The organism is Pannonibacter carbonis (assembly GCF_003012935.1).
GTDB classification, from domain to species: Bacteria; Pseudomonadota; Alphaproteobacteria; order Rhizobiales; family Stappiaceae; genus Pannonibacter; species Pannonibacter carbonis.
In genome coordinates this window covers 22,313-45,995 of the sequence record NZ_PUDR01000008.1, presented here as the reverse complement: position 1 = coordinate 45,995, position 23,683 = coordinate 22,313, and the positions used below count along the sequence as shown (strand labels likewise).

Here is a 23,683-nt window from a genome sequence, read left to right as displayed (position 1 = left end):
CCAGGACCGGCGCCCGGACAAGCAAGAACGTCACGGTCGTGCGTCATCGCGCGTCCCCTGGCCAAGGTCAAGCCACGACACGGTGCCGGCCCGCAAGAAACCGCCATGAACTTGTTACCGAGGCTTCGCCAGCGGGGTCAGGGCGAGATAGGACAGCACTGCCAGCAAAGGCATACCCGGCGCCACGATCAACATCGCGAGATACGGATCCCCGAGCCAGGCCGCCAGGAGACTGCCGAGGATCCCGGTTCCGAACTGCAGGAACCCGGTCATCGAAGCCGCCGCTCCGGCCATCTGCGGGAAGCCCTGGAGCGACGCAGTCATTGCAGCCGGCAATACGGTCGCCAGAGAGAAAGCGAACAGGCCAACTGGCAGCATGACACCAAGAAAGGACGGCGGCAGCAGCTGGTGCGCCGCAACCATCGCCAGCGAGGCGAGGACGAGCCCGGCCAGCCCGTAGGGGATGAGCCGATCTGCATCCACACGCCGCAACAGCCGCCCTGTCACCAGTGTCCCGCTGATAAAGCAGCCCGACTGGACCATCATGCCGACCCCGAACTGGCTGGGGGACAGGCCGATCCGGTCGATCAGGACGAAGGGCAGGATCGTTGCCAGCGTGTAGATCGAGCCAATGCCAAACCCGACCAGAAGGCTGGGCCGCAAGAACTGCGGATCGCGCAAGAGCGCGAGGTAGTTGGCAACAAGCCGCGCCGGGCGCAGGTTGGCCCGGTCGATAAAGCGGTTCGTCTCCGCCATCCAGAGCGCAACCGCCAGCATCAGGACGACGCCGTAGACGACCATGAACCAGAAGATCTCACGCCAGCCAAAATACTCCAGCGTCAGGCCGCCAATGGTCGGGGAAACCGCCGGCCCGATGGCCAGCATGGTGCCAATGGCATTCATGATCCGCGCCGACGTCTGCCCGGTGAACTGGTCGCGCACGATTGCGCGCGACACCGAAATGCCGACGGCCGCTCCAACCCCTTGCAAGGTCCGTGCGACAATCATCCACTCGACGGTCGGGGCAAAGGTCGCAAGCAAGGTCGACCCGAGATAAAGCAGCAGGAAAGCCAAGGTCACGGGTCGCCGCCCGAACGCATCGGTCAACGGGCCGCAGAACAGCTGGGTCAGGGCAAAACCCGCGAAATAGGCTGTCAACGTCAGCTTGATCATCGACCGGCTGGTGTCGAATGCCTCTGCGAGCACAGGCATGGCCGGCGTGTAGAGCGCCATGGTCACCGGACCGATGGCAACCAGCGCCGCGCCCAGGGCAGCAGTTCGCCGTTCACTCATCAAGGGTATCGACTGGTCACGCATTGCGCACCTTCACTCAAAAGCAGGGAAAGACCGGTTGCGGCCGGGCATCAGCTTCGCCCAGGCTGGACTTCACGTGCTGCAGCAGGGCATGGAGTTGTTCGGCCTGCGCTTCATCGAGACCGGCAGTCAGTTCCGCCCTCACCAGGGCCAACGCTTCATCGATGCGCAGCAGAACAGGAGCGGCCGCGTCAGTCAGCTCTATGATCCGCGCCCGCCGGTCACCCGGATCGACAACCCGGCGAATGATGCCGCCCTGCTCCAGCCGGTCGAGATGACTGACGAGGCTCATGGGCTCGATCCCCATCAGTTCGGCAAGCACGCCCTGCCGCCGGCCGGGCATGCGGCGAATGATGTTGATGGCCCGCGCCTCTGCCGGCGTGAGGCCGGTGTCGACCTGTTCCAGCGCGACATCGAGGCGGCGGCGTAGCAACCGGGCAACGTCGGTCAAGAGCAGCCCAAGGGGCGGATCCAGCGGTTCAGGCCGGCGTTGAGGAGCGACAAAATCGGGCATTTTGATAAGACAGACTGATAGTAAGGCTTCCTTATTAACTACACATGCCTCGACATCACGTCAAGTGAAGCTGCCGCGTTGCACAAATCCGGCTTCCGCACTATACAGAGCGCGACTTTTCGTACCGCCAGCAGATGGCGGGGAGCCACTATGCAAGGACACGCGACTGCGGGCCAAGGCCCGTCGTGTCTTTTGGAGCCATTAATGAACCTGCGCAACATCGCCATCATCGCCCACGTCGACCATGGCAAGACCACCCTGATCGACGTCCTTCTCAAGAAGTCGGGCTCCTTCCGCGACAACCAGCGCACGGAAGAGCGCATGATGGACTCCAACGACCTGGAGCGTGAGCGCGGCATCACCATTCTGGCGAAGGTGACCTCCCTCGTCTGGAACGACACCCGCATCAACATCGTGGACACCCCGGGTCACGCTGACTTTGGCGGCGAAGTCGAGCGCATCCTGCACATGGTCGACGGCGTCGTCCTGCTGGTGGATGCCGCAGAAGGCCCGATGCCGCAGACCAAGTTCGTGCTCGGCAAGGCGCTGAAGCTCGGCCTCAAGCCGATCGTCGCGATCAACAAGATCGACAAGCCGGAACAGCGCGCCGAAGAAGTCCTCGACGAAGTGTTCGACCTTTTCGCCGCTCTTGACGCCAACGAAGAGCAGCTCGACTTCCCGGTCATCTACGGTTCTGCCAAGCAGGAGTGGATGGCCAACGACCCGGCCGGCCCGGCCGAATCCATGGCTCCGCTGTTTGATCTGATCATCAAGCACATCCCCGCACCGACGGCCGAAGAAGGCTCGTTCCGGATGCTGGCCACCACGATCGAGAGCAACCCGTTCCTGGGCCGCATCCTGACCGGCCGCATTGTCGCTGGCGAAGCGATCCCGAACATGCCGATCAAGGCCCTGTCCCGCGAAGGCAAGGTTGTCGAGACCGGTCGCATTTCGAAGGTGCTCGCGTTCCGTGGCCTGGAGCGCCAGCCAATTGAAAAGGGCGAAGCTGGCGACATCATCGCCATTGCCGGCATGCAGGAAGCCACCGTCGCCGACACGCTCTGCTCGATGGACGTGAGCCTTCCAATCAAGGCCCAGCCGATTGATCCGCCGACCCTCTCGATGACCTTCTTCGTCAACGACGGCCCGCTCGCCGGCACCGAGGGCGACAAGGTCCAGTCCCGCGTGATCCGCAAGCGCCTGATGGACGAAGCCGAAGGCAACGTCGCGCTGAAGATTGAAGACACTGCCGAGGGTGATGCCTTCATCGTCGCAGGCCGCGGCGAACTGCAGCTCGCCATCCTGATCGAAAACATGCGCCGCGAAGGCTTCGAACTCTGCGTCGGCCGTCCGCGCGTGGTGTATCAGTTCGACGAGAAGGGCAACCGTCTCGAGCCGATCGAGGAAGTCACCATCGACGTCGACGAGGAACATTCCGGCGTCGTCGTGCAGAAGCTGTCCGAGCGCAAGGGCGAGCTGCGCGAGATGCGCCCGTCCGGTGGTGGTCGCACGCGCCTGCAGTTCTATGCGCCGACCCGTGGCCTGATCGGCTACCAGGGCGAGCTGCTGTCTGACACCCGTGGCACCGCAATCTTCAACCGCGTGTTCCACGAATACGCCCCCTACAAGGGCGACATTCCGACCCGCCACACCGGCGTGCTGATCTCCAACGGCGACGGTGAAGCGGTGGCTTACGCCATGTTCAACCTGGAAGATCGCGGCTCGATGATGATCGAGCCGGGCGTCAAGGTTTACCAGGGCATGATCATCGGCGAGCACACCCGTGGCAATGACCTCGAGGTGAACATCCTCAAGGGCAAGCAGCTCACCAACATCCGTGCCGCCGGCAAGGACGAAGCCGTGAAGCTGACCACGCCGATCCGCCTCAGCCTCGAAGCCGCGCTGTCCTACATCGCCGATGACGAACTGGTCGAAGTGACACCGAAGAGCATTCGCCTGCGCAAGGCCCTGCTGGACCCGAACGACCGCAAGCGCGCCGAACGCTCGGCCTCCAAGGGCAACTGAGCCAGACTGTGTTATCTGCAAATTTAAAGGGCCGCCCGTCACCGGGCGGCCCTTTTTGTTTGTATGACCCTCGACCTAACCATCGTCATCCCGGCCAAGCGCAGCGCCGAGCCGGGACCGGAGAGTCGAGGCCTCTATATTTCAACCAGCTAACCCGTGAGAGACATTGGCTCTCCGGTCCCGGATCTCCGCTTCGCTGCGTCCGGGATGACCATAGAGGGTTTGTCAGCAGTCTAAGAGCCGCCCGTTCGCCGGGCGGCCCTTTTTCGTTTGTATGGCCTGTTCTGGCTGCGATCCTAGCGCTTGCCAGGTTCCCAGCCCTCCGGGGCCATTTCGAATGTATCAAAGATGAAGCCGGGCGCGACCGTGCAGCCGACGAGCGTGTAGTCCCCAAGGCTCTGCGCCTGCTGCCAGGCATGACGCGGAACGATCGCCTGCGGATGCTGGCCAGCCGGCAGATCGTCCCCGAGGGTCACAAGCTTGGCGGTCTGACCATCTTCGCTGACGAACAGTTCAAGCGGCGCACCGCCGTACCAGTGCCAGACTTCCACGGCATCAATCCGGTGCCAGCGCGAGACCACCCCTTCGGGCAACAGGAAATAGATCGATGTCGAGACCGGACGCCCGGTCTCGTCGGTTTCGCTGTCCCGAAAGGCTTCGACATAGAAGCCTCCTTCCGGGTGAGGTTGCATGCCAAGGCGGTCGATGACTTCGGTGAGGGAAAGATCAGTCAGGTGCATGGTTCAGAACGTGTCCTTAGCATTGCGCAGTTTGGCAAAGACCTCGGCCGGCGCGGCACCCGCCATGCCGAGTTTCTCGGCGAAGACGGGATCGGCAGCACGCAAGAACGGATTGGTCGCCTTCTCCCTGGCCATCGTGGTCGGCAGCGTTGGCAGGTGTTCGCTGCGCAGCCGCTCCACCTCCTGCACCCGCTGCCGCAGCGCCGCGTTATCCGGGTCCATCGCCAGAGCAAACCGGGCATTCGACAGCGTATACTCATGGCCGCAGTAAATCACGGTTTCATCGGGCAGCTGGCGCATCAGCTTGGCCAGCGACGCCCACATCATCGCCAGGTCGCCCTCAAACACACGGCCGCAGCCGAGCGAGAACAGCGTGTCGCCGGTATGCGCCACACCGCCTTCCGGGAAGTGCCAGGAAATCTGGTCCAGCGTATGCCCGGGCGTGGCAAGCGCATCGACGCGCAACCCGCCGACATCGAGCGTATCACCGTCCTCGACGACGTCATCCAGATCCTGGATCTTGTCCCGCGACAAGGCAGGACCGATCACTTTCGCGCCCGTTGCCTGCTTGAGGGCGCTGAGCCCCTGGACGTGATCCCAGTGATGGTGGGTGATCAGGATATGCGTCAGCCGCCAGCCGGTTTCGCGCAGTTCCTGAAGGTAAGGTGCTGCATCAGGCACATCGACGGCAATGACCGTGTGGCTGACCTCATCCTTCAGAAGGACGCCGTAATTGTCGGTGAGGCAGATGAACTGCCGCCGGGCGAGGCGTGTCATGGTTGGCTCCCTGTGCCGTTGGTCGGGCGGAGAGTGGCAAAGTGGCGGCGCGGGGGCAAGCAAAAGCGCGACGGCATAACGGCTTGCGTTGCCGGGCAAGGCAAGGTTCAATCGCGCCGACCAGAAGCGGATGGCCCATGTATCTCGACGTCGCCGACCTCAGAACCTTCTATGACCTGCCGCTTGGCCGCCTCCTGCGCAGCCTTGTCGGCACCCGGATCCGCGCCCTGTGGCCGAGTGCGAAGGGCGAAGCACTGCTCGGCCTCGGTTATGCCGGCCCATTCCTGCGCCCCTACATGGATGAAGCGGCCCGTTGTGTTGCAGCCATGCCGGCCCAGCAGGGTTGCGTGCATTGGCCACGGGAGCGCGCCAATGGTGCCGTCCTCGTCGAAGTGAACCAGTTGCCGTTTTCGGATGCCGTGTTTGACCGGGCCATCATTGTCCACGCGCTGGACTTCAGCGGCGACCCGGCCGCCACATTGCGCGAGGCCTGGCGGGTTCTGGTGCCCGGCGGCAAGCTCATCGTCATCGTGCCCAACCGCAGTGGCCTGTGGTCGCAGTCCGAAACATCACCCTTTGGCTATGGCCGGCCCTTTTCAAAGGGACAGATTCAGAGCCTTCTGAAGACCTGCCAGTTCGACGTGATTGCGAAGGAGGAGGCGCTGTATCTGCCCCCAAGCCGATCCAGGTTTATCCTGCGCAGTGCCCGGACTTGGGAAGCTCTGGGGCGGGCGCTTTGGCCAGCCTTTGGCGGCATTCTGGTGATCGAAGCGGAAAAGCGGGTCCATCGCGGCCTTCAGGCGGAAAACGGCAAGAGCATGCTGCGCATCCTGCGGCCGGTCTTCGTGCCCGAAGGTGTCACCACCGGAATGAAGCCGGCCGGCCCCGGCTCGGCCAGGCACCCGCATGTCCGGCGCAAGCCAAGGTCCCGCTGACGCCTCAGCGCTTCAGCAGGAAGACGGCCTGTTCGCCGATCAGGTTCCACAGCCACCAGGGCGCAGAAAATCCGATTCGCTCACCGCGACCGCTGAGCGCCACAGCCTTGACCACTGTTGCATCCATTTCCTCGACCAGCGCGACGAAGTCCCGGATGGAGCAGAAGTGAATGTTCGGCGTGTCATACCACTGGTAGGACAGGTACTTGGTCACCGGCATGCGCCCGCGCCACAGGAGCTGCATGCGGTTGCGCCAATGCGCGAAATTCGGGATCGAGACCACGACCTGGCCGCCGATGCGCAAAAGCTGCTCCAGCACGCCTTTGGGATCCCGCGTCGCCTGCAGCGTCTGGCTGAGAATGACCACATCGAAGGCGTTGTCGGGATAGTCCGACAGGTCCATGTCGGCATCGCCCTGGACCACCGACAGTCCGCGCGCCACGGCCTTGTTCACGCCGCTCTGTGAAAGTTCGATGCCGCGCCCGTCTATATGCCGCCGCTCGGTCAGAAGCTGCAGCAAGGCTCCATCCTCGCAACCGACATCCAGCACCCGCGCGCCTTCCGGCACCAGGTCGCAAACGACAAGATGGTCGCCGCGCACCTGCGGCAGGCCGGAAACAGATGACAACTCGATACCCATCAGGCAGCTCCTCCGGGGGCCGGAATTCCGCGCGCGCGCGCCGCACCGGTCAGGAAACCGCGCACGGTGCGGAACATCTCCGGCTCATCCAGCAGGAAGGCATCGTGGCCCCGGTCGCTTTCAACTTCAACAAAGGACACGTTTGCCGCTGCCGCGTTGAGCGCCCGAACCACCGCCTTGCTCTCCGAGGTCGGGAACAGCCAGTCCGTGGTGAAGGAAATCACGCAGAACCTTGTATTGGTCCGTAGGAATGCCTTGGCGAGGGATCCGCCATGCTCGGCGGCCAGATCAAAATAGTCCATTGCCCGCGTGACATAGAGATAGGAGTTGGCATCAAAGCGGTCGACAAAGGTCATGCCCTGATGTCGCAGGTAGCTCTCGATCTGGAAATCCGCGTCGAAACCGAAGGTCAGCGCCTCCCGGTCCTGCAGGTTGCGGCCGAATTTCCGGTGCAGCGACGTGTCGGACATGTAGGTGATATGCGCTGCCATGCGCGCAACGGACAGGCCCTTGCTCGGTCGCCGTCCGGCGCTGAGATAAGCGCCGCCGCACCAGTCCGGGTCCGCCATGACCGCCTGCCGCCCAACCTCGTGAAACGCGATATTCTGCGACGAGTGCCGGGCGCCGGCCGCAATCGGGATCGCAGAGAACACCTTCTGCGGAAACAGCGAGGCCCATTGCAGCACCTGCATGCCGCCCATGGAACCACCGATCACCGAAAACAGCGTGTCGATGCCCAGATGCTCGACCAACCGCGCCTGCGCGCGCACCATGTCACGGATCGTGACCAGGGGCAGGGTCAGGGCGTAAGGCGCGCCTGTCTTCGGATCGGTCGAGGCCGGGCCCGTCGTGCCCATGCAGCCGCCAAGAACATTCGAGCAGATGACAAAATAGCGATCCGTATCCACCGGCTTGCCGGGTCCGACCAGTGATGTCCACCAGCCGGGCTTGCGGGTCACAGGGTTGGTCGAGGCCACATACTGGTCACCGGTAAGTGCGTGGCAGATCAGGATGGCATTGGAACGGTCATCGTTCAGCGTGCCATAGGTCTCATAAGCGATCTGCCAGGGCGACAGGATGACGCCGGAATCCAGCGGCAAGGCATCCTCGGCACCACAGCGCATGCACTGACTGCTGGGCGTGTCGATCTCGCGCCGTTGTGCCAGCTCAAGTTCCGCCGGTGTGAGACCGGCCGGGGCCGGACTGTCCTGGACTGGTATGTCGCTCATTGTCCGCAGCAACGTCCCTGTTTTGGGTCTCGTTCATAAGAACCGTTTCGCGCCTGTCTTACAGGGGATGGCATGGACAGACCACCCGTTTCAAGGGGTTGTTAGCTAGGGTTGCACCCCCTGTGGTGTCAATGTTTTCTTTTGCTTTCCGGATGGCTCCTGCCTATGACTATCCGCCGCGAGGACAGCAGTTTCAGGAAGGCCCATCCCGTCATGACCAACGACCAGGCCCCCTCATCGGCCCCCTCATCGGCTCTCGACGCCCTGCGCCAGCGCATCGATAGCATCGATGCCGAGTTGCACCGCCTGCTCATGGAGCGCGTGAGGGTGATCGATGGCATCGTGGCCGCCAAACGTGCCAGTGGAGCGGACACCGTCATGTTCCGCCCTGACCGTGAGGCCGACATGATGCGCCGGCTGGTCGAGCGACATTCCGGCACCCTGCCGCTGACCACCGTCGAACATATCTGGCGCGAGATCATCACCTCCTGCACCCGTTTGCAGGGTGACTTTGCCGTGCATCTCGATGGCGGCGCCGATGTTGCCGACATGCGCGATCTGGCCCGCTACTACTTCGGATTTTCGGTCGAGATGGAATCGCCCGGCGATGCGGCAGATGTGGTGGGAACCGTGGCGGCCTCCCATTCGGATCTCGGGATCATCTCGCTTGCCGAACGCGCGGAAGTGCCGTGGTGGCGTGGCCTCGGCGTTGACGGCGCACAGATCATCGCCCGCCTGCCGTTCTTCGTCGCTCATGACCGCCCGGCGGATCTCGATGCCGTTGTCATCAGCCGCCCGGTTCCCGATGCCGGCACGCCGGACACCGCCGTGTTCGATGCACGTTGGAACGGCATCCTTCCGGGCAACCTGATGAGCAGCGGCCTCGAAGTGCTGAGTTTCTTCCGCACGGCAGAAGGCGTGGACGCGCTTCTGGCGGCCTCCGGTGATTTGAGCGAGGGCGACGTGCTCGCCCTTTGCGCGGCGGCCGGGGCTGAGCCGGATGTCATCCGGTTTGTCGGCGGATACGCATCGCCCATTGATATCGAGACCGATCTGGACAGCGACGAGGAATTTGGCACCGAAGCGGAGTAATCCGGCGCTCTCTTGACTTGGGGCCGCCAAGCCGGCCAGACACGATTTGAGTTGAGGAACTGACATGAGCAACAGCACAAAGAGCCGCCCGACCCCGCGCGCCGGCATCCTGGACATCGCCCCTTACGTCCCCGGCAAGTCGAAGGCCAGCGGCGGATCGAAGATCTACAAGCTGTCGTCGAACGAATCGCCCATTGGCGCAAGTGAGGCCGCAAAGGCAGCCATCGCCGCAGTCGCCGGCCAGCTCGAGCTTTACCCGGATGGCTCCTCCAGCGCCCTGCGCGAGGCCATCGGCGAGGTCACCGGCATCAACCCTGACCGCATCATCTGCGGTGCCGGGTCCGACGAGATCCTGACCCTGATCGCCAACACCTATCTCGCCCCTGGCGACGAGGCGATCTATTCGGAGTTCGGGTTCCTGGTCTACCCGATCGTCATCCGGGGCGCAGGCGCCACGCCTGTCGTCGCTCCGGAGAAGAACCTGACCGCAGATGTCGACGGCATTCTCGCCCTGGTCAACGACAAGACCAGGATCGTCTTCCTGGCCAACCCGAACAACCCGACCGGAACCTATCTGCCCTTCGATGAAGTGCGGCGCCTTCATGCCGGCCTTCCCGGCAACGTCATCCTCGTTCTGGACGCGGCCTATGCCGAATATGTTCGGCGCAATGACTACGAGAGCGGGCTGGAACTGGCCGCGACGTCCGACAATGTCATCATGACGCGCACCTTCTCCAAGATTTACGGCCTTGCCAATCTGCGCCTCGGCTGGTGCTTCGGCCCGGCCGAAATGATCGATGCGATGAACCGCATCCGCGGGCCGTTCAACGTCTCCGGCCCGGCCATGGCCGCCGGCATTGCCGCGATCCGGGACCGGGCCTTTGTCGAGAAGGCGATCGCCCATAACGACGAATGGCTGCCCTGGGTCGCCTCGCAGCTGGAAGCCCTTGGCCTAAAGGTCACGCCGAGCGTTGGCAACTTCGTTCTGGTCCATTTCCCGGACACGGATGGCAAGCGCGCCCGTGATGCCGACGCCTATTTGTCGGAGCACGGTTTCATCCTGCGCGCGGTGGCCAACTACGGCCTGCCGGATGCCCTGCGCCTGACCATCGGCACAGAGGAAGCCAACCGCGCCGTCGTTGCCGCCATCGGTGATTTTCTCCGCAAGTAAGGCTGCTGCACGTCAGCACAGCCTGAAAACCGGTCCGGCAGACCTTTGCCGGACCGCGCAACCCATCAAGATCAAAGCATGTCCAGCGTCCTTTTCGACCGTATCGCCCTTATCGGCATTGGCCTGATCGGGTCTTCCCTTGCCCGGATCATCCGGCAGGAAAACCTCGCCCGGGAAATCGTCATCTCCACCCGCTCGCCGGAAACCCTGGCGCGGGCGGAAGAGCTGCAGCTCGGCGACCGATATTGCACCGATGCTGGCGAAGCAGTGACCGATGCTGACCTCGTGATCGTCAGCGTGCCCGTCGGCGCAAGCGAGGCGGTGGCACGCATCATTGCTCAGCACCTGAAGCCAGGCGCGATCCTGACGGATGTCGGCTCCACAAAAGCCTCGGTTGTGTCCCAGATGGCGCCGCATGTGCCCGAGGGAGTCCATTTCATTCCCGGCCACCCGATCGCCGGCACCGAGCATTCCGGTCCCGACGCAGGCTTTGCCAGCCTGTTCCAGAACCGCTGGTGCATCCTGACGCCAGTCGAGGGGACCGACCAGGGCGCAATCGATCGCCTCTCCGCCTTCTGGACCGCCTGCGGCTCCAATGTCGACGTGATGGATCCGGAGCACCATGACCTGGTGCTCGCCATCGTGTCGCACCTGCCGCATATCATTGCCTACAACATCGTCGGCACCGCCGATGACCTGGAGACAGTGACAAAGTCAGAAGTAATCAAATATTCGGCCTCGGGTTTCCGCGACTTTACCCGCCTGGCCGCTTCGGATCCTGTCATGTGGCGCGACGTCTGCCTGCACAACAAGGATGCGATCCTTGAAATGCTCTCGCGATTCTCCGAGGATCTGGCGGCGCTTCAGCGCGCGATCCGCTGGGGCGATGGACAGGCCCTGTTCGACCTGTTCACACGCACCCGCAGCATCCGCCGCTCGATCATTGAGGCCGGCCAGGAAACGGAAGCCCCCGACTTCGGTCGCCAGAAGGTCTGAACTGTTCAGATTTTCTTAGACATGCAGCAGATCGGCCTGAATTTACTCAGGATATCTTAGCATTTTCACCTGTGTAATGCCTGACAGAACCTTGGGGGATGGGCATGCAGGTGTTTTCGGGGCGCAAGGATTCACGACTGATTGCAGGCGTCCTGCTGGGCGCGCTGGCCTTTGTTGCCGGCGCTTTCTTTGTCACCGGCATGGCCGTCAATCACTGGATCTCGAAGGACGCCGAGGCCCACTCGACCCTCTGGGCGCAGACCCTCGCAAATGCCATCCCGGATCTGGAAGGCATCGCTGAAGGCGCCCCTCCCTCAGCAGAGGCTCTTGACCGGATCGAGATGGCAAAGGGCATGGGCAAGGTCTTCAAGCTGAAAATTTTCGACCGCGAAGGCCGGGCCCGGCTCACGTCCGATGCGGAAGGCATCAGCACCCTCTCCAAAGAGACACTGTCCGACCATAACCCGCTGGCCGCACAGGTCGTGGCGTCCGGCAAGCCCTTCACCGTGGTGAAAGAGGGAGCCGCTGAGGGCCGCCCAAAAGTCTATGCCTCCACATATCTACCGATCTATCGCGATGGTCGGTTGATCGCCGTTGTCGAGACCTATGTCGACGAGGCAGAAACCGCAGCCCTGTTCCGCCGTGAGCTTACCACGGCCGGGATCGGCATCAGCCTACTGCTGCTGACATTGGTGATTGGCCCTTTCCTTACCTTGCGACGCATGGCTCGCGCCCGGGCCCTGAGCGATGCCCGCGCCACCTTCCTCGCCCAACATGACACCCTCACCGGGCTGCTGAACCGCAGCGCCTTTCTCAGCCAGCTCGACAAACGGCTAGCAAGCGTCACCGCCACTTCGCCCGGCCTCGCCATTCACCACATCGACATCGACGGCTTCAAGGCGTTGGCCGAGGACCTGGGCCCTGACCTCAGCGACACGCTCATCCGGCTCGTCGCCATGCGGGCGCGTGAGACGGTCCGAACCCTTGATTTCGTCGGCCGCCTTGGCAGTGATGAACTGCTGATTGCCCAGTGCAGTCTCACCTCCCGCGAGCAGGCACAGGCCATGGTCGCGCGGCTTGTTGCACGGCTGAGCGAACCCTACGCGCTGGAGGAACGGGACATTCGGCTCAGCTTCAGCATTGGCTCGGCGCTGGCGCCCGAGGACGCCACCTCAGGCCGTGATCTGGTGCACAAGGCAAGCCTCGCACTGATGTTCGTCAAGAATGCCGGCGGCCGCGACACGGGCTTTTTCCGCGATACGATGGAAGCGGACATGCAACGCCGTCGCCAACTGGAACGCCGGCTGCGACTGGCGGCGCGGGAAAACGACTTCGTCCTCTTCTTCCAGCCCATCATGAGTGTCGCAAGCGCCAAGGTGGTCGGCTTCGAGGCGCTGCTGCGCCTGCCGGACGGACATGGCGGGCTGGTGTCACCAAACGAGTTCTTGCCCCTTGCAGAAAAGCTCGGCCTCCTGCCTCACATCGGGGACTGGGTGCTGGCCCGGGCCTGCGAAGCAGCCGTGCAGTGGCCGGACGGCATTTCGATCGCCGCCAATCTCTCCCCCTCGCAGTTTGAAGCGGGAACCCTGCCTGGCCGCGTCGCGGAAATCCTCGCCGAGACGGGACTGGAGCCCTCCCGGCTCGAACTGGAAATCACCGAGACACTCCTGCTCCGCGATGATGAAACAGTCATGGCCCAGCTTCGTCAGCTCAAGGCGCTCGGCGTCAGCATCGTTATGGACGACTTCGGGTCCGGCTATTCCAGCCTCAGCTATCTCTGGCGCTTTCCCTTCGACAAGATCAAGATCGACCGCAGCTTCATGGCCGCCTATGCGCAATCAACCGAGACGGTCCAGAAAATCCTGTCTGCGACGGTGGCGCTTGGACATGCCCTCAACATGCAGGTGACCATCGAAGGCGTCGAAACGGTGTTTCAGGCACGAGCCCTCGAGACGGTCGCCTGTGACCGGTTGCAAGGCTATCTGTTCGGCAAGCCCATGGCGGATATCGAAATCCCCGCGAGCCTGCTGAATGAGTTCCTGCAAACGGTCAATCAGGTGGCCGAACTTCCGGAAACCGGCCGGACCAGGACGGTCGCCATCTCCTGATCCTTGCCGAGGCAGCAACAGCAGGCGTCAATGGCTGCGGAAAGCCACGAAGCTTGCAATGTCAGCCAGTCTCTGGCCGACCGGGCCAAGCTCCCCGGCCAACCGGGAAGCGTCGGCGACCAGTTCAGAAAGGATGGCGCGCGTCCGCTCAGGACCATACAGGCTGACCAGCGTCGCCTTTCCGGCCTCAGCGTCCTTGCCCGTCGCCTTGCCCATGACCTCGGGTGTTGCCTCCAGGTCCAGCAGATCATCGGCAAGCTGGAAAGCCAGGCCGATCACCTCACCATAGCGGCGCAAACGGACAATATCCTCATCCGAGGCATCGCCAAGCCGGGCACCGGCCTCGCACGCATAACGAAGCAACGCGCCGGTCTTCATCGCCTGCAGCGTCCGGATCTCGTCTTCCACCAGGGTCCGATGCTCCGACTGAAGGTCCAGCATCTGCCCGCCGGCCATGCCGCCGACGCCGGACGCCCGGGCCAGGTCACGGGACAGCACCAGCCGGACGGCCGGGTCTTCATGCACCCGCGGATCCGCGATCAGGTCAAAGGCAAGCGTCAGGAGACTGTCGCCCGCCAGGATCGCCGTAGCCTCGTCATAAGCTTTGTGCACGGTGGGCAGGCCCCGGCGCAAGTCATCATCGTCCATCGCCGGCAGGTCGTCATGCACCAGCGAATAGCTGTGCAGGCACTCAAGCGCGGCAGCCGCTACCAGGACACCTGGATCCTGACGGCCAAACGCCCTCGCACACTCGATCATCAACAGCGGGCGCAACCGCTTGCCGCCATTCAGGGTCGCATGACGCATCGCGGCCAGGAGCCGCTCGGGCCGGACCCTTTCACCCGGTCGCGGTTCGGCTGACAGCGCCTCCGTGATCGTGTGCTCCATTTTCAGCGCCGTGTCGCGCAGGGTCTCTTCCAGCCAAGCCACGCCAATGCCCATACCTGTCCCCTGCCATTGCCTTGCCCGTTCACACGCCGCAGCTTGAAAGGCCTGTCTTGCCCTGCCTGCACCGGCGTGGTCGAACGGAGCCTTGCGTGTCCGGTTTTCAGCGCCCCGTCAAGCGTCTTGGGACAGGGCAAGGTCCTCGCCACTTTGACGCGGTCACCCGGCGCATGTAGAACAGTCGGGACGGGCCACATCCGGCAAGTATTCCGGTTTGCATCAAAGGGGCGACTGGCTGAGCGATGTTTGAACCTGTGGCGGGAGACAGCCGGCGGGATGACGCTTCTGATGCAACCACCGGGCCCGAGCCGGTCGCAGCCATGAGCGAGAGCCGCCCGCGCAAGAGCCTTGCCCGGCGAATCTTGCGTTTCGTACTCATCAGTTGCCTGTTGCTGATCCTGACCCCGCCCCTGCTGACCCTGGTCTATGCCGTCGTACCCCCGGTCAGCACCCTGATGGTAGGCCGCTATGCGCAAGGGCTATGGGTCGACCGGCAGTGGCGCTCGCTCGACGAAATCTCCCCCAGCCTGGTCCGCGCGGTCATCACGTCTGAAGACAGCGCCTTCTGCAGCCACAAAGGGGTCGACTGGGATGCGCTCCAGAGCCAGATCAATCGCCTGAACGCCGGTAAGGATGTGCGCGGCGCCAGTACCATTTCCATGCAGCTTGCCAAGAACCTGTTCCTGTGGGGCGATCGCAGCTTCATTCGCAAGGCACTCGAGCTGCCTTTGGCCATGATGCTCGACCTTATGCTGACCAAACGCAGGATCATGGAACTCTATCTTAACATCGCCGAGTGGGGCGAAGGCATCTTTGGAGCCGAGGCGGCGGCACAAGCCTGGTTCGGCAAGCCGGCAGCGAAACTGACCCAGGCTGAGGCCTCGCGGCTGGCAACCGCCCTGCCCAATCCGTTTCTGCGCAATCCTGCCAAGCCGGGCCGTGGCCACGCCCGTCTGGCCCGCACCAATGAAAGCCGCGTTGCCCAGGCCGGGAACATTTTCTCCTGCGTCCTCAGACGTCCTTAAGGGGCAAAAGAAAAATTCGGCTCTCCTCTGGCATATGCCGGACATTGCCTGTATAAGGCCCAGCATTCCGACACGCTGCGTGGTATCACGCCCCGGGCAAACCCGGTCCGGGCGGCGTGGACTATGGACTACGGAGAACAAGAACATGGCCGTTCCGAAGAGAAAAACTTCGCGCATGAAGCGCGGTTTTCGCCGTTCCGCGGACGCCCTGAAGCAGCCGACTTACGTCGAGGACAAGGATTCGGGCGAACTGCGCCGCCCGCATCACGTCGACCTCAAGACTGGCATGTACCGGGGCCGTCAGATCCTCTCGATCAAGCAAGACGTTTGATCAAGGATCGCTGCGGCGACTGAAATCCTGATCAAGGCCGGCGGCAACGCCGGCCTTTTTCATGTGCGCTGGTCCCTGCGCTGTTCATTCACTCCAAGCCGCCAAGACTGGTTTCAGTCTATGATACCGTATCAGCCTACCTGACATGTGCAGGTTCCCGAGCACCCTTGCCGACGCTTTCGGAGGTATTTCATGTCGCTGCTTCTGGCCGTTCCTCTGACCATGCTGCCGTTGGTGCTCTATAATTTCGTGGCATTCGGTTGGTTTGGACCCATCGCCGGAGATCCGTGGTTCGCCCCTGTCATGACGGTCGAGATGGTCTCGTCAGCCCGGTTCACCCTGGTCCTCAGCGACATGATCCTCACGCTTGCACTGGCGCTGCTGTTTGTCGAGATCCTGAAGGCGACGCGAACCGGCACAGCCGTGCTCTCCGACCACATCCTGTCGATGCTGGTGTTTGTCGTTTATCTGATCGAGTTCCTGACCGTCCGCGAGGCGGCGACGTCCACCTTTTTCCTGCTGATGGTCATTGCCGCGATCGATGTCATTGCCGGCTTCACGGTCACGATTTCAGGAGCCCGGCGCGACGTCAGCTTTAACAGCAACGGAAACTGAAGACGGACAGGGCTGAGCCGAAACCCGATCGGGAAGTTCCGGGGAGCATCGGCTTCAGGACTTCAGGTCCGGCCCTTGCCCTGCCGCAGTTTCCGGTTCCGGCAGCGCATGGCGCTGGATCAGCGGTAACTGGAACAGGGTAAACACCAGTGTGATCGGCATCATGCCGAACACCTTGAAACTGACCCAGAAATCCGTCGAGAAGCTGCGCCAGACCGCTTCATTGACGCCGGCCAGAAACAGGAAGAACAGTCCCCAGCGCAGCGTCAGCACACGCCAGCCTTCATCCGTGAGGCGGAAGGCGCTGTCGAAGACATAACCAAGCAGCGAACGGCCGAACAGCAGCCCGCCAAGCAGGATAACTCCGAACAGGGTGTTGATGATCGTCGGCTTCAGCTTGATGAAAAGCTCGTCATGCAGCCACAGGGTCAGCGCACCGAAAACCAGTACGATAAGGCCGGAGACAAGCGGCATGATCGGCAAACGCCGGGTCAGCCACAGCGACACGCCCAGCGACAGCGAGATCGCCACCATAAAGGCGGCCGTCGCGAGAAAGATGGGGCCGCCCAAAACCGCCAACTGCGGCACCGCCGCCTGGATCTGTTCGCCCCGTGCATTGAAAAGGAAGAACACCGCGAGCGGCCCGAGTTCCAGCGCCAGCTTCAACAGCGGCGACATTTCCTTGCCGCCCATGTCCTTTAGCCGCTGCGGATCATTCGGTGCGCGTTCCAGGTCCATTGTCTCTCCACTGGCCGTTCAGCCTTGAGTGTGTTCGATCCCCGCAGATAGGGACACAGGGCCCGGCGGGTCAACACCAATCACCCAGGAATGTGCCAAACAAAAAAGGGGCGCCACAGCCGGGCGCCCCTTTTGAGCCAACCAGAATCTGGTTCAGCCGTTGGCGATATACTGGCCGCCGTTCAGCGTCAGGACTGCACCGGTCATGAAAGCGGCGCTGTCGGCGGCAAGATAGACCACGGCCTGGGCAATCTCTTCAGGATGGCCGAGACGGCCAACAGGAATGCCGGCGATAATCTGCTGCAGCACTTTTTCCGGCATGGCCGCGACCATGTCCGTGTTGATGTAGCCCGGGCAGATGGCGTTGACCGTAATGCCCTTGAACGCATTCTCCTGCGCCAGCGCCTTGGTGAAGCCGATCACACCCGCCTTTGCAGCGGAGTAGTTGGCCTGGCCCATCTGGCCCTTCTGGCCGTTGATCGAGGAAATGTTGATGATACGGCCAAAGCTGCGATTGCGCATGCCTTCAATGACCGGGCGGGTCATGGTGAACATGCTGTCGAGGTTGGTCGACAGCACGGCCCGCCACTGGTCGAAGCTCATCTTGTGGAACATGCCGTCGCGGGTGATGCCGGCGTTGTTGACGAGGATCTCGACGGGTCCGAGATCGGCCTCGACCTGGGCAATACCCTTGGCGCATTCTTCTTCGCTGGCGACATCCCACTTGTAGACATGAATGCCGGTGGCCGCCTTGAAGGCTTCCGCCTTCTCCGTGTTGCCCGCATATGTCGCGGCAACGGTATAGCCCGCCGCCTTGAGGGCCAGTGAAATGGCTTCGCCAATGCCACGCGTCCCGCCGGTTACCAGTGCGACCTTGCTCATTCTCGTCTCCCAATGCTTCGGGCCTTCTTGACGCGAGGCCCTGTTCCCTTCTGACTGCTGCATTTCAGGCGGACACCGCAATTGGCCGTTCGGACCGGGCCTCGCCATCATCAGACTTGCGGGCAGGCAAAGCGCCCGTCCGCAAGTCCAGATCTGGAACCGGAGTGAGACTGGCTGTCACTCCAGACTTGTCAGGCGCGATCTCAGGCGCGCTCGACGCACATGGCAACACCCATGCCACCGCCGATGCACAAGGTCGCCAGGCCCTTCTTGGCATCACGGCGGCCCATTTCGTGCAGCAAGGTCACGAGAATGCGGGCACCCGAAGCACCGATCGGATGACCGATAGCGATGGCGCCACCATTGACGTTGACGATGTCCGGGTTCCAGCCGAGGTCCTTGTTGACCGCACAGGCCTGGGCGGCAAAGGCTTCGTTGGCCTCGACCAGATCCAGATCGGCCGCAGACCAGCCAGCCTTCTCAAGCGCCTTGCGCGATGCCGGGATCGGACCGGAGCCCATCACGGCCGGGTCGACGCCGACCGTCGCCCAGGAGGCGATGCGAGCGAGCGGGGTCAGGCCACGACGCGCAGCTTCAGCAGCGCTCATCACCACCAGGGCGGCCGCACCGTCATTCAGGCCCGAAGCGTTGCCGGCGGTCACACTGCCGTCCTTGGTGAAGGCCGGACGAAGCTTCACCATGCTGTCCAGCGTAGCGCCGTGACGGATGTATTCGTCCGCGTCAATCACCTTGTCGACCTTGCGGTCGGCCACAGTCACCGGAGTGATTTCGTTAATGAACTTGCCGGCCTTCTGGGCAGCTTCAGCCTTGTTCTGGGAGGCGAGGGCAAAGGCGTCCTGCTCTTCGCGGGAAATCTGCCACTTCTGAGCGACGTTCTCGGCGGTCTGGCCCATGTGATAGCCGTTGAAGGCATCCCAGAGGCCGTCCTTGATCATTGTATCGATCATCTTGTAGTCGCCCATCTTGTAGCCGGCGCGCATCGGAGCGCAGTGCGGCGAGAGCGACATGTTTTCCTGGCCACCGGCGACCATGATCGTAGCATCGCCGCACATGATCTGCTGGGCTGCGATGGCGACAGTGCGAAGGCCGGAACCACAGACCTGGTTCAGCAGCCAGGCGGTGGAGCCTTCGGACAAACCGGCGGCAATTGCGGCCTGACGGGCCGGGTTCTGGCCCTGGCCTGCGGTCAGGACCTGGCCAAAGACCAGTTCGTCGACTTCAGCACCGGACACGCCGGCCTTGGCGAGTGCGGCCTTGATGACTGTTGCGCCCAACTCATGGGCGGGAACATTGGCGAAGGAACCATTGAAGGAACCCACTGGGGTACGGGTGGCACTGACGATAACGACGTCGGTTGAAGCGCTCATGAAGACCTCCGGATGACTGATTCCCCCAAGGGCACGGCAGATCCTCCGCTGTTTTTTATCCGGATCCGGCGGCCCCCACTCGCCCCGACTAGAAACCGGCGACTGGCGCAAGTCAACCTGACTTAACATGCGCAATGGCGCGTATTGCGGTGCAAACCGTCATCCTTTCGTCAAGCAACATGAAAGGGGTGGTCAGACACGCCGGGATTGGCATAGTCTCCTCTCAGGAGGAGCGGCACCGGACCGAAAGGCTTGGTGCCAAACGAGAACTTGCCGCCGCAGCGCGTGAACCGGAAAGCGGTCTGCCTGCGGTCTGCCGGGAGCTAACAACAAGATGGCAAAGACCAGCGAGCCGACCATTATCAAGAAATACGCCAACCGTCGGCTCTATAACACCGGCACCAGCACGTATGTCACCCTTGAGGACCTTGCGGTCATGGTGAAGGGCGAGGAAGACTTCGTCGTTTACGATGCAAAATCCGGCGAGGACATCACGCGCGCAGTGCTGACCCAGATCATAGTCGAACAGGAAGGCAAGGACGGCCAGAACCTGCTGCCGATCACGTTCCTGCGCCAGTTGATCCGGTTCTATGGCGACAGCATGCAGGGCCTTGTACCGGGGTACCTGGAGTTCTCCATCGCATCCCTAACGAAAGAGCAGGAAAAGCTGCGCAGCCACATGTCGGGCGCCTTCGGCTCCACAGCTCTGGAAGCCATGGAAGAGCAGGTCAAGCGAAACAGCGAGATGTTCGAGCGGGCAATGAAGATGTTCCTGCCGTTCGGCCTCGGCGGCGCAGGCGTCCCGCCAACGGCGGATGCGGTCGATCCAGCCAAGGCCCGACCCGCAGCGGCAAGCACATCCGATCTTGACGACCTCAAGCAGCAATTGGCGTCCATGCAGAAGAAGATCGACGCACTCGGGTCTGACAAGACCTGACCAGGTGTCCGGCGCAGCTTCCCTGCGCCGGAGAACACCCTGATTTGTGGACTTAGCCGCAGTCTGCCTGCAGCCCGACCGCAGCGATACCGGCGGTCGCACAGGCTTCATCACTATCTGATGTGTCACCCGTTATACCGACGGCACCCAGCACTTCGCCGTCCAGATCGCGCACAAGCACCCCGCCCGGCACAGGAATGATCGCGCCACCGGATGCGCCGTTGAGCGCCTGAACGAAATGCGGCCGGGTTTCCGCATTGGCGTGCAGCCAACGGGTACCGGTTCCGATTGCGAGCGCGCCATAAGCCTTGCCACTGGCGATCTGCGGCCGCAGGATCGACGAGCCATCCTGACGGGCGAGCGCAACCACATGGCCGCCCGCGTCCATCACGACCACCGTCAATGGTTTCAGCGACAAGCTGGCCGCTTTTTCGAAAGCGGCAGAAATGATTGTCTGTGCCGTCGCAAGTGTCATCTTTCCCATGACCCAAAATCTCCGCTAAGACTGAATGCCAACATCAACGGGCTAGCACGACGCGGCGGCAAAGCACAGAAAGCCCGCATGGAAAACACTTCCACCGCTGCGGAATAAATTGAACCGGGGGGAACAGCCACGTGGCCCGCAACTTTGACCTGCCCGGCAGATCGCCGGTCATAGCTTCCAGCGGCATGGCCGCAACGTCACATCCGCTTTCGACCGCAGCTGCCATGGAGATCCTGCAGGAGGGCGGCAATGCCGTCGACGCAGCCATCGCAGCCGTCGCCGTGCAATGCGTGGTCGAGCCGCACATGACCGGCCTTGGCGGCGACTGCTTTGCCATCGTCACGGAAGCCGACGGGCACATGGCCGGCTTCAACGGATCAGGCGCAGCACCCAGAGCCATCAGCACGGCTGCGTTGCTGGACCAGGGCCTGACCGAAATCACACCGGACAGTGTCCATGCAATCACGGTTCCTGGCGCTGTGCGTGCCTGGGAAACCCTCCTGCAAGCACATGGCAGCCAGCCGCTGAGCAAGCTCTTACGCCGGGCCATTTCCTACGCCCGTGACGGATTTCCGGTTGCCCCGCGCGTCGCTCGGGATTGGCCTCACAGCATCGACAAACTGACCGCTGATCCGGCCAGCGCAAAAACCTATCTGATAAATGGTGAGGCGCCACGGGCCGGGGATATCCTCCGCCTGCCCCGCCTGGCCGACACCTTGAGCGCAATTGCCTCCGGTGGAGCGGATGCCTTCTACACCGGAGACATCGCCGAGGATATCATCGCCACGCTCAAGGCACGCGGCAGCTACATGACCCTTGAGGATCTGGGCGCCTGTCATACCACGGCGGTCGCTCCGGTCCTGAAGGACTATCGTGGCTATACGCTGGCGGAACTGCCACCCAACGGCCAGGGTCTGGTTGCCCTGATCATGCTGGGCCTGCTCGAACGCCACGACATGGCCGCATTGGATCCGATGAGCCCGGAACGGCTGCATCTGGAAATCGAGGTAGCACGCCTCGCCTATGCCATGCGGAACCGCTTCATAGCTGACCCGGGCCACATGGACGTGTGCCACTCGGCCCTGATCAGCCCGGAAGCGCTGGACCGGCTTGCGGCCCAGATCTCACTCGACAAGCGCAACGATGCCATAGCGCTTCCCAGCCTCGCCCCGCAAACGGATACGGTCTATCTCAGCGTGGTCGACAAGGACGGGCTCGCCGTCTCCTTCATCAACTCGATCTTCAAGGAGTTCGGGTCGGGCGTGCTGGCACCTGAGTCCGGGGTTCTGCTGCACAACCGCGGCTGCAGCTTCCGCGTCGAGCCTGGCCACCCCAACACGATCGAGGGCGGCAAGCGGCCGATGCACACCATCCTGCCAGCCTTCGGCCTGAAGGACGGCGCACCCTGGTTGTCCTTCGGCGTCATGGGCGGTCACTACCAGCCCTGCGGCCATGTGCATGTCCTGACCAACATCATTGACCACGGCATGGACGTTCAGGAGGCCATCGATGCCCCGCGCCTGTTCCTGGATGACACATTCACCAAGCTGCAGGTCGAAAGCGGGATTCCCCAAGCGGCTGTAGACGGACTGTCCGCCCGCGGGCATGACGTCGTCAAGGCGAGCGCCCCCATCGGCGGGGCACAGGCGATCATGATCGACCGCAAGCGGGGCATCCTGACGGGTGGCTCGGATCCGCGCAAGGATGGCCACGCGGCGGGGTACTGAACAGATTGACCCGGAAGCGGCAGCGCCGGCCCGGGTCAATCCCTCAATACCGATAGTCTTTCCAGATCAGAGCTGTGTCGAAACCACATGACCCGGCGCGCGGCGGCGCGGAGAGGCGGCAACACTGCGATAGCTGAGCACTCCGCCCAGCGCTTCGGCCGGCTGCGCGGTCAAAGCGATGACGTCCATGTCCCGCATGGCGATCAGATGCGCCAGGAACGCGGCGTCAGGCCGATACAACCCGTATCCCGCCTGGCGCTCCTCGGCAGCGAACACCATCGGGGCCGGCAGGCTGAGCGGTGTGCGGACAACCTCTTCCATTTCATCGGCGCTGGCCTCGCGTGCGCGCGACTTGGCACGCACCTGGGCCCGGACCTGGGCCCGGCGACGATCGGAAAAGCGGTCAAACGGACGGAATGGATCGATACGCAACGGATCTGCCTCTGTCTGTTCCGGTTCGGGACGCCCGGGGTGAACTCCCCTCGTTCATCGCAAGCCCCGTGCCAGACAGCGGGATCCGTTAATCTTTGACCGCTGATTTCATTATGCTTTCATGCAGAATGGTTAACACTGCATCAGATGTTTTTAAACAAATCGACAACATCCGCCTGTCATGGCTGACGTCGAGACAACAAAAAAGGCGCCTCCTTGCGGAGACGCCTCTTTCAAACGGATGAACCGTGGAAGTCTCAGGCCGCCAGGGCGCCCTGTGCCTTCTCGACCAGGACCTGGAAAGCGGCCGGCTGGTTGATGGCGAGATCGGACAGAACCTTGCGGTCGACTTCAATGCCAGCCTTGTTCAGGCCGTCGATGAAGCGGCCGTAGGTCAGGCCGTGCGCGCGGGTGGCAGCGTTGATGCGCTGGATCCACAGCGAGCGGAAGTTCCGCTTCCTGACCTTACGGTCGCGGTAGGAATACTGAGCGGCCTTCTCGACGGCCTGCTTAGCAATGCGGATGGTGTTCTTGCGGCGGCCATAGTAGCCCTTGGCAGCCTTGATAACTTTTTTATGACGGGCATGGGCCGTTACGCCCCGCTTGACACGCGCCATGGGTAAACTCCTTGATTGTCA

At 62.6% G+C, this 23,683-nt stretch carries 24 protein-coding genes; 11 read left to right on the top strand and 13 right to left on the bottom strand.

The window, feature by feature from the left end:
* Window positions 1-114 precede the first annotated feature (114 nt).
* Together C8348_RS12365 and C8348_RS12360 are read right to left on the bottom strand one after the other, a co-directional pair.
* Window positions 115-1,293, bottom strand: a complete 1,179-nt coding sequence (locus C8348_RS12365; RefSeq protein ID WP_244293999.1) for a multidrug effflux MFS transporter — start codon at window positions 1,291-1,293, stop codon at window positions 115-117.
* Between the two features lie 37 nt (window positions 1,294-1,330).
* Window positions 1,331-1,765 (bottom strand): MarR family winged helix-turn-helix transcriptional regulator, encoded by a 435-nt coding sequence (locus C8348_RS12360; RefSeq protein WP_208983724.1) that lies wholly within the window; start codon window positions 1,763-1,765, stop codon window positions 1,331-1,333.
* 267 nt (window positions 1,766-2,032) lie between these two features.
* Between C8348_RS12360 and typA the strand changes: the two genes are divergently transcribed.
* Window positions 2,033-3,853 (top strand): translational GTPase TypA, encoded by a 1,821-nt coding sequence (gene typA, locus C8348_RS12355; protein ID WP_106753655.1) that lies wholly within the window; start codon window positions 2,033-2,035, stop codon window positions 3,851-3,853.
* A gap of 296 nt (window positions 3,854-4,149) precedes the next feature.
* On the opposite strand, the gene C8348_RS12350 is transcribed toward typA, so the two are convergent.
* Together C8348_RS12350 and gloB are read right to left on the bottom strand one after the other, a co-directional pair.
* Window positions 4,150-4,593, bottom strand: coding sequence for a cupin domain-containing protein (locus tag C8348_RS12350; protein ID WP_106753654.1), 444 nt, complete (start codon window positions 4,591-4,593; stop codon window positions 4,150-4,152).
* A 3-nt stretch (window positions 4,594-4,596) separates the two neighbouring features.
* Window positions 4,597-5,370: a hydroxyacylglutathione hydrolase gene (gene gloB, locus C8348_RS12345; protein WP_106753653.1), complete on the bottom strand. Its 774-nt coding sequence runs from the start codon at window positions 5,368-5,370 to the stop codon at window positions 4,597-4,599.
* 137 nt (window positions 5,371-5,507) lie between these two features.
* Between gloB and C8348_RS12340 the strand changes: the two genes are divergently transcribed.
* Window positions 5,508-6,305, top strand: a complete 798-nt coding sequence (locus C8348_RS12340) for a class I SAM-dependent methyltransferase (protein WP_106753652.1) — start codon at window positions 5,508-5,510, stop codon at window positions 6,303-6,305.
* 4 nt (window positions 6,306-6,309) lie between these two features.
* Here C8348_RS12340 and metW read toward each other — a convergent pair whose 3' ends face one another.
* Both metW and metX read right to left on the bottom strand, forming a co-directional pair.
* Complete coding sequence (gene metW, locus C8348_RS12335) at window positions 6,310-6,945, bottom strand: methionine biosynthesis protein MetW (RefSeq protein ID WP_106753651.1); 636 nt, start codon at window positions 6,943-6,945, stop codon at window positions 6,310-6,312.
* Complete coding sequence (gene metX / locus C8348_RS12330; protein ID WP_244294006.1) at window positions 6,945-8,069, bottom strand: homoserine O-acetyltransferase MetX; 1,125 nt, start codon at window positions 8,067-8,069, stop codon at window positions 6,945-6,947. The genes metW and metX overlap by 1 nt, the downstream gene beginning before the upstream one ends.
* Window positions 8,070-8,339: 270 nt before the next feature.
* Here metX and pheA point away from each other — a divergent pair, with 270 nt between their 5' ends.
* From pheA to C8348_RS12310, 4 genes are all read left to right on the top strand, one after another.
* Window positions 8,340-9,266 (top strand): chorismate mutase, encoded by a 927-nt coding sequence (gene pheA / locus C8348_RS12325; protein ID WP_208983723.1) that lies wholly within the window; start codon window positions 8,340-8,342, stop codon window positions 9,264-9,266.
* Between the two features lie 64 nt (window positions 9,267-9,330).
* The gene (gene hisC, locus C8348_RS12320; protein ID WP_106753649.1) at window positions 9,331-10,437 is read left to right on the top strand and encodes a histidinol-phosphate transaminase; all 1,107 of its coding nucleotides are present in this window, start codon (window positions 9,331-9,333) and stop codon (window positions 10,435-10,437) included.
* A gap of 78 nt (window positions 10,438-10,515) precedes the next feature.
* Complete coding sequence (locus C8348_RS12315) at window positions 10,516-11,433, top strand: prephenate/arogenate dehydrogenase family protein (protein ID WP_106753648.1); 918 nt, start codon at window positions 10,516-10,518, stop codon at window positions 11,431-11,433.
* A gap of 104 nt (window positions 11,434-11,537) precedes the next feature.
* Entirely contained in the window at window positions 11,538-13,541 is a 2,004-nt protein-coding gene (locus tag C8348_RS12310; protein WP_198647032.1) for a putative bifunctional diguanylate cyclase/phosphodiesterase, read from the top strand.
* Between the two features lie 27 nt (window positions 13,542-13,568).
* On the opposite strand, the gene C8348_RS12305 is transcribed toward C8348_RS12310, so the two are convergent.
* A complete protein-coding gene (locus tag C8348_RS12305; RefSeq protein ID WP_198647031.1) occupies window positions 13,569-14,483 on the bottom strand; it encodes a polyprenyl synthetase family protein in 915 nt (304 codons plus the stop codon).
* A 323-nt stretch (window positions 14,484-14,806) separates the two neighbouring features.
* On the opposite strand from C8348_RS12305, the gene mtgA reads away from it, so the two are divergent.
* The 3 genes from mtgA to C8348_RS12290 all read left to right on the top strand — a co-directional run bounded on the left by mtgA (window position 14,807) and on the right by C8348_RS12290 (window position 16,457).
* A complete protein-coding gene (mtgA, locus tag C8348_RS12300) occupies window positions 14,807-15,511 on the top strand; it encodes a monofunctional biosynthetic peptidoglycan transglycosylase (RefSeq protein WP_106753830.1) in 705 nt (234 codons plus the stop codon).
* Window positions 15,512-15,656: 145 nt separating this feature from the next.
* Window positions 15,657-15,842 carry a 50S ribosomal protein L32 gene (gene rpmF, locus C8348_RS12295; protein WP_106753646.1) on the top strand — a complete coding sequence of 62 codons (186 nt, stop codon included), beginning with the start codon at window positions 15,657-15,659 and terminating at the stop codon, window positions 15,840-15,842.
* A 192-nt stretch (window positions 15,843-16,034) separates the two neighbouring features.
* A complete protein-coding gene (locus tag C8348_RS12290; protein WP_106753645.1) occupies window positions 16,035-16,457 on the top strand; it encodes a hypothetical protein in 423 nt (140 codons plus the stop codon).
* 54 nt (window positions 16,458-16,511) lie between these two features.
* On the opposite strand, the gene C8348_RS12285 is transcribed toward C8348_RS12290, so the two are convergent.
* The 3 genes from C8348_RS12285 to C8348_RS12275 all read right to left on the bottom strand — a co-directional run bounded on the left by C8348_RS12285 (window position 16,512) and on the right by C8348_RS12275 (window position 19,465).
* Window positions 16,512-17,195 carry a septation protein A gene (locus tag C8348_RS12285; RefSeq protein ID WP_106753644.1) on the bottom strand — a complete coding sequence of 228 codons (684 nt, stop codon included), beginning with the start codon at window positions 17,193-17,195 and terminating at the stop codon, window positions 16,512-16,514.
* Window positions 17,196-17,348: 153 nt separating this feature from the next.
* Window positions 17,349-18,077, bottom strand: coding sequence for an acetoacetyl-CoA reductase (phbB, locus tag C8348_RS12280; protein WP_106753643.1), 729 nt, complete (start codon window positions 18,075-18,077; stop codon window positions 17,349-17,351).
* Between the two features lie 203 nt (window positions 18,078-18,280).
* Window positions 18,281-19,465: an acetyl-CoA C-acetyltransferase gene (locus C8348_RS12275; RefSeq protein ID WP_106753642.1), complete on the bottom strand. Its 1,185-nt coding sequence runs from the start codon at window positions 19,463-19,465 to the stop codon at window positions 18,281-18,283.
* A 334-nt stretch (window positions 19,466-19,799) separates the two neighbouring features.
* Here C8348_RS12275 and phaR point away from each other — a divergent pair, with 334 nt between their 5' ends.
* Window positions 19,800-20,402: a polyhydroxyalkanoate synthesis repressor PhaR gene (phaR, locus tag C8348_RS12270; protein WP_106753641.1), complete on the top strand. Its 603-nt coding sequence runs from the start codon at window positions 19,800-19,802 to the stop codon at window positions 20,400-20,402.
* A gap of 52 nt (window positions 20,403-20,454) precedes the next feature.
* Here the strand turns inward: phaR and C8348_RS12265 are convergent, their stop codons facing one another.
* Entirely contained in the window at window positions 20,455-20,886 is a 432-nt protein-coding gene (locus C8348_RS12265; protein WP_106753640.1) for a GlcG/HbpS family heme-binding protein, read from the bottom strand.
* 131 nt (window positions 20,887-21,017) lie between these two features.
* Here C8348_RS12265 and ggt point away from each other — a divergent pair, with 131 nt between their 5' ends.
* Entirely contained in the window at window positions 21,018-22,613 is a 1,596-nt protein-coding gene (gene ggt, locus C8348_RS12260) for a gamma-glutamyltransferase (RefSeq protein WP_106753639.1), read from the top strand.
* A gap of 66 nt (window positions 22,614-22,679) precedes the next feature.
* Here ggt and C8348_RS12255 read toward each other — a convergent pair whose 3' ends face one another.
* Both C8348_RS12255 and rplT read right to left on the bottom strand, forming a co-directional pair.
* The gene (locus C8348_RS12255) at window positions 22,680-23,045 is read right to left on the bottom strand and encodes a hypothetical protein (protein ID WP_106753638.1); all 366 of its coding nucleotides are present in this window, start codon (window positions 23,043-23,045) and stop codon (window positions 22,680-22,682) included.
* Window positions 23,046-23,302: 257 nt separating this feature from the next.
* Window positions 23,303-23,662 carry a 50S ribosomal protein L20 gene (rplT, locus tag C8348_RS12250; protein ID WP_106753637.1) on the bottom strand — a complete coding sequence of 120 codons (360 nt, stop codon included), beginning with the start codon at window positions 23,660-23,662 and terminating at the stop codon, window positions 23,303-23,305.
* Window positions 23,663-23,683: the final 21 nt, after the last annotated feature.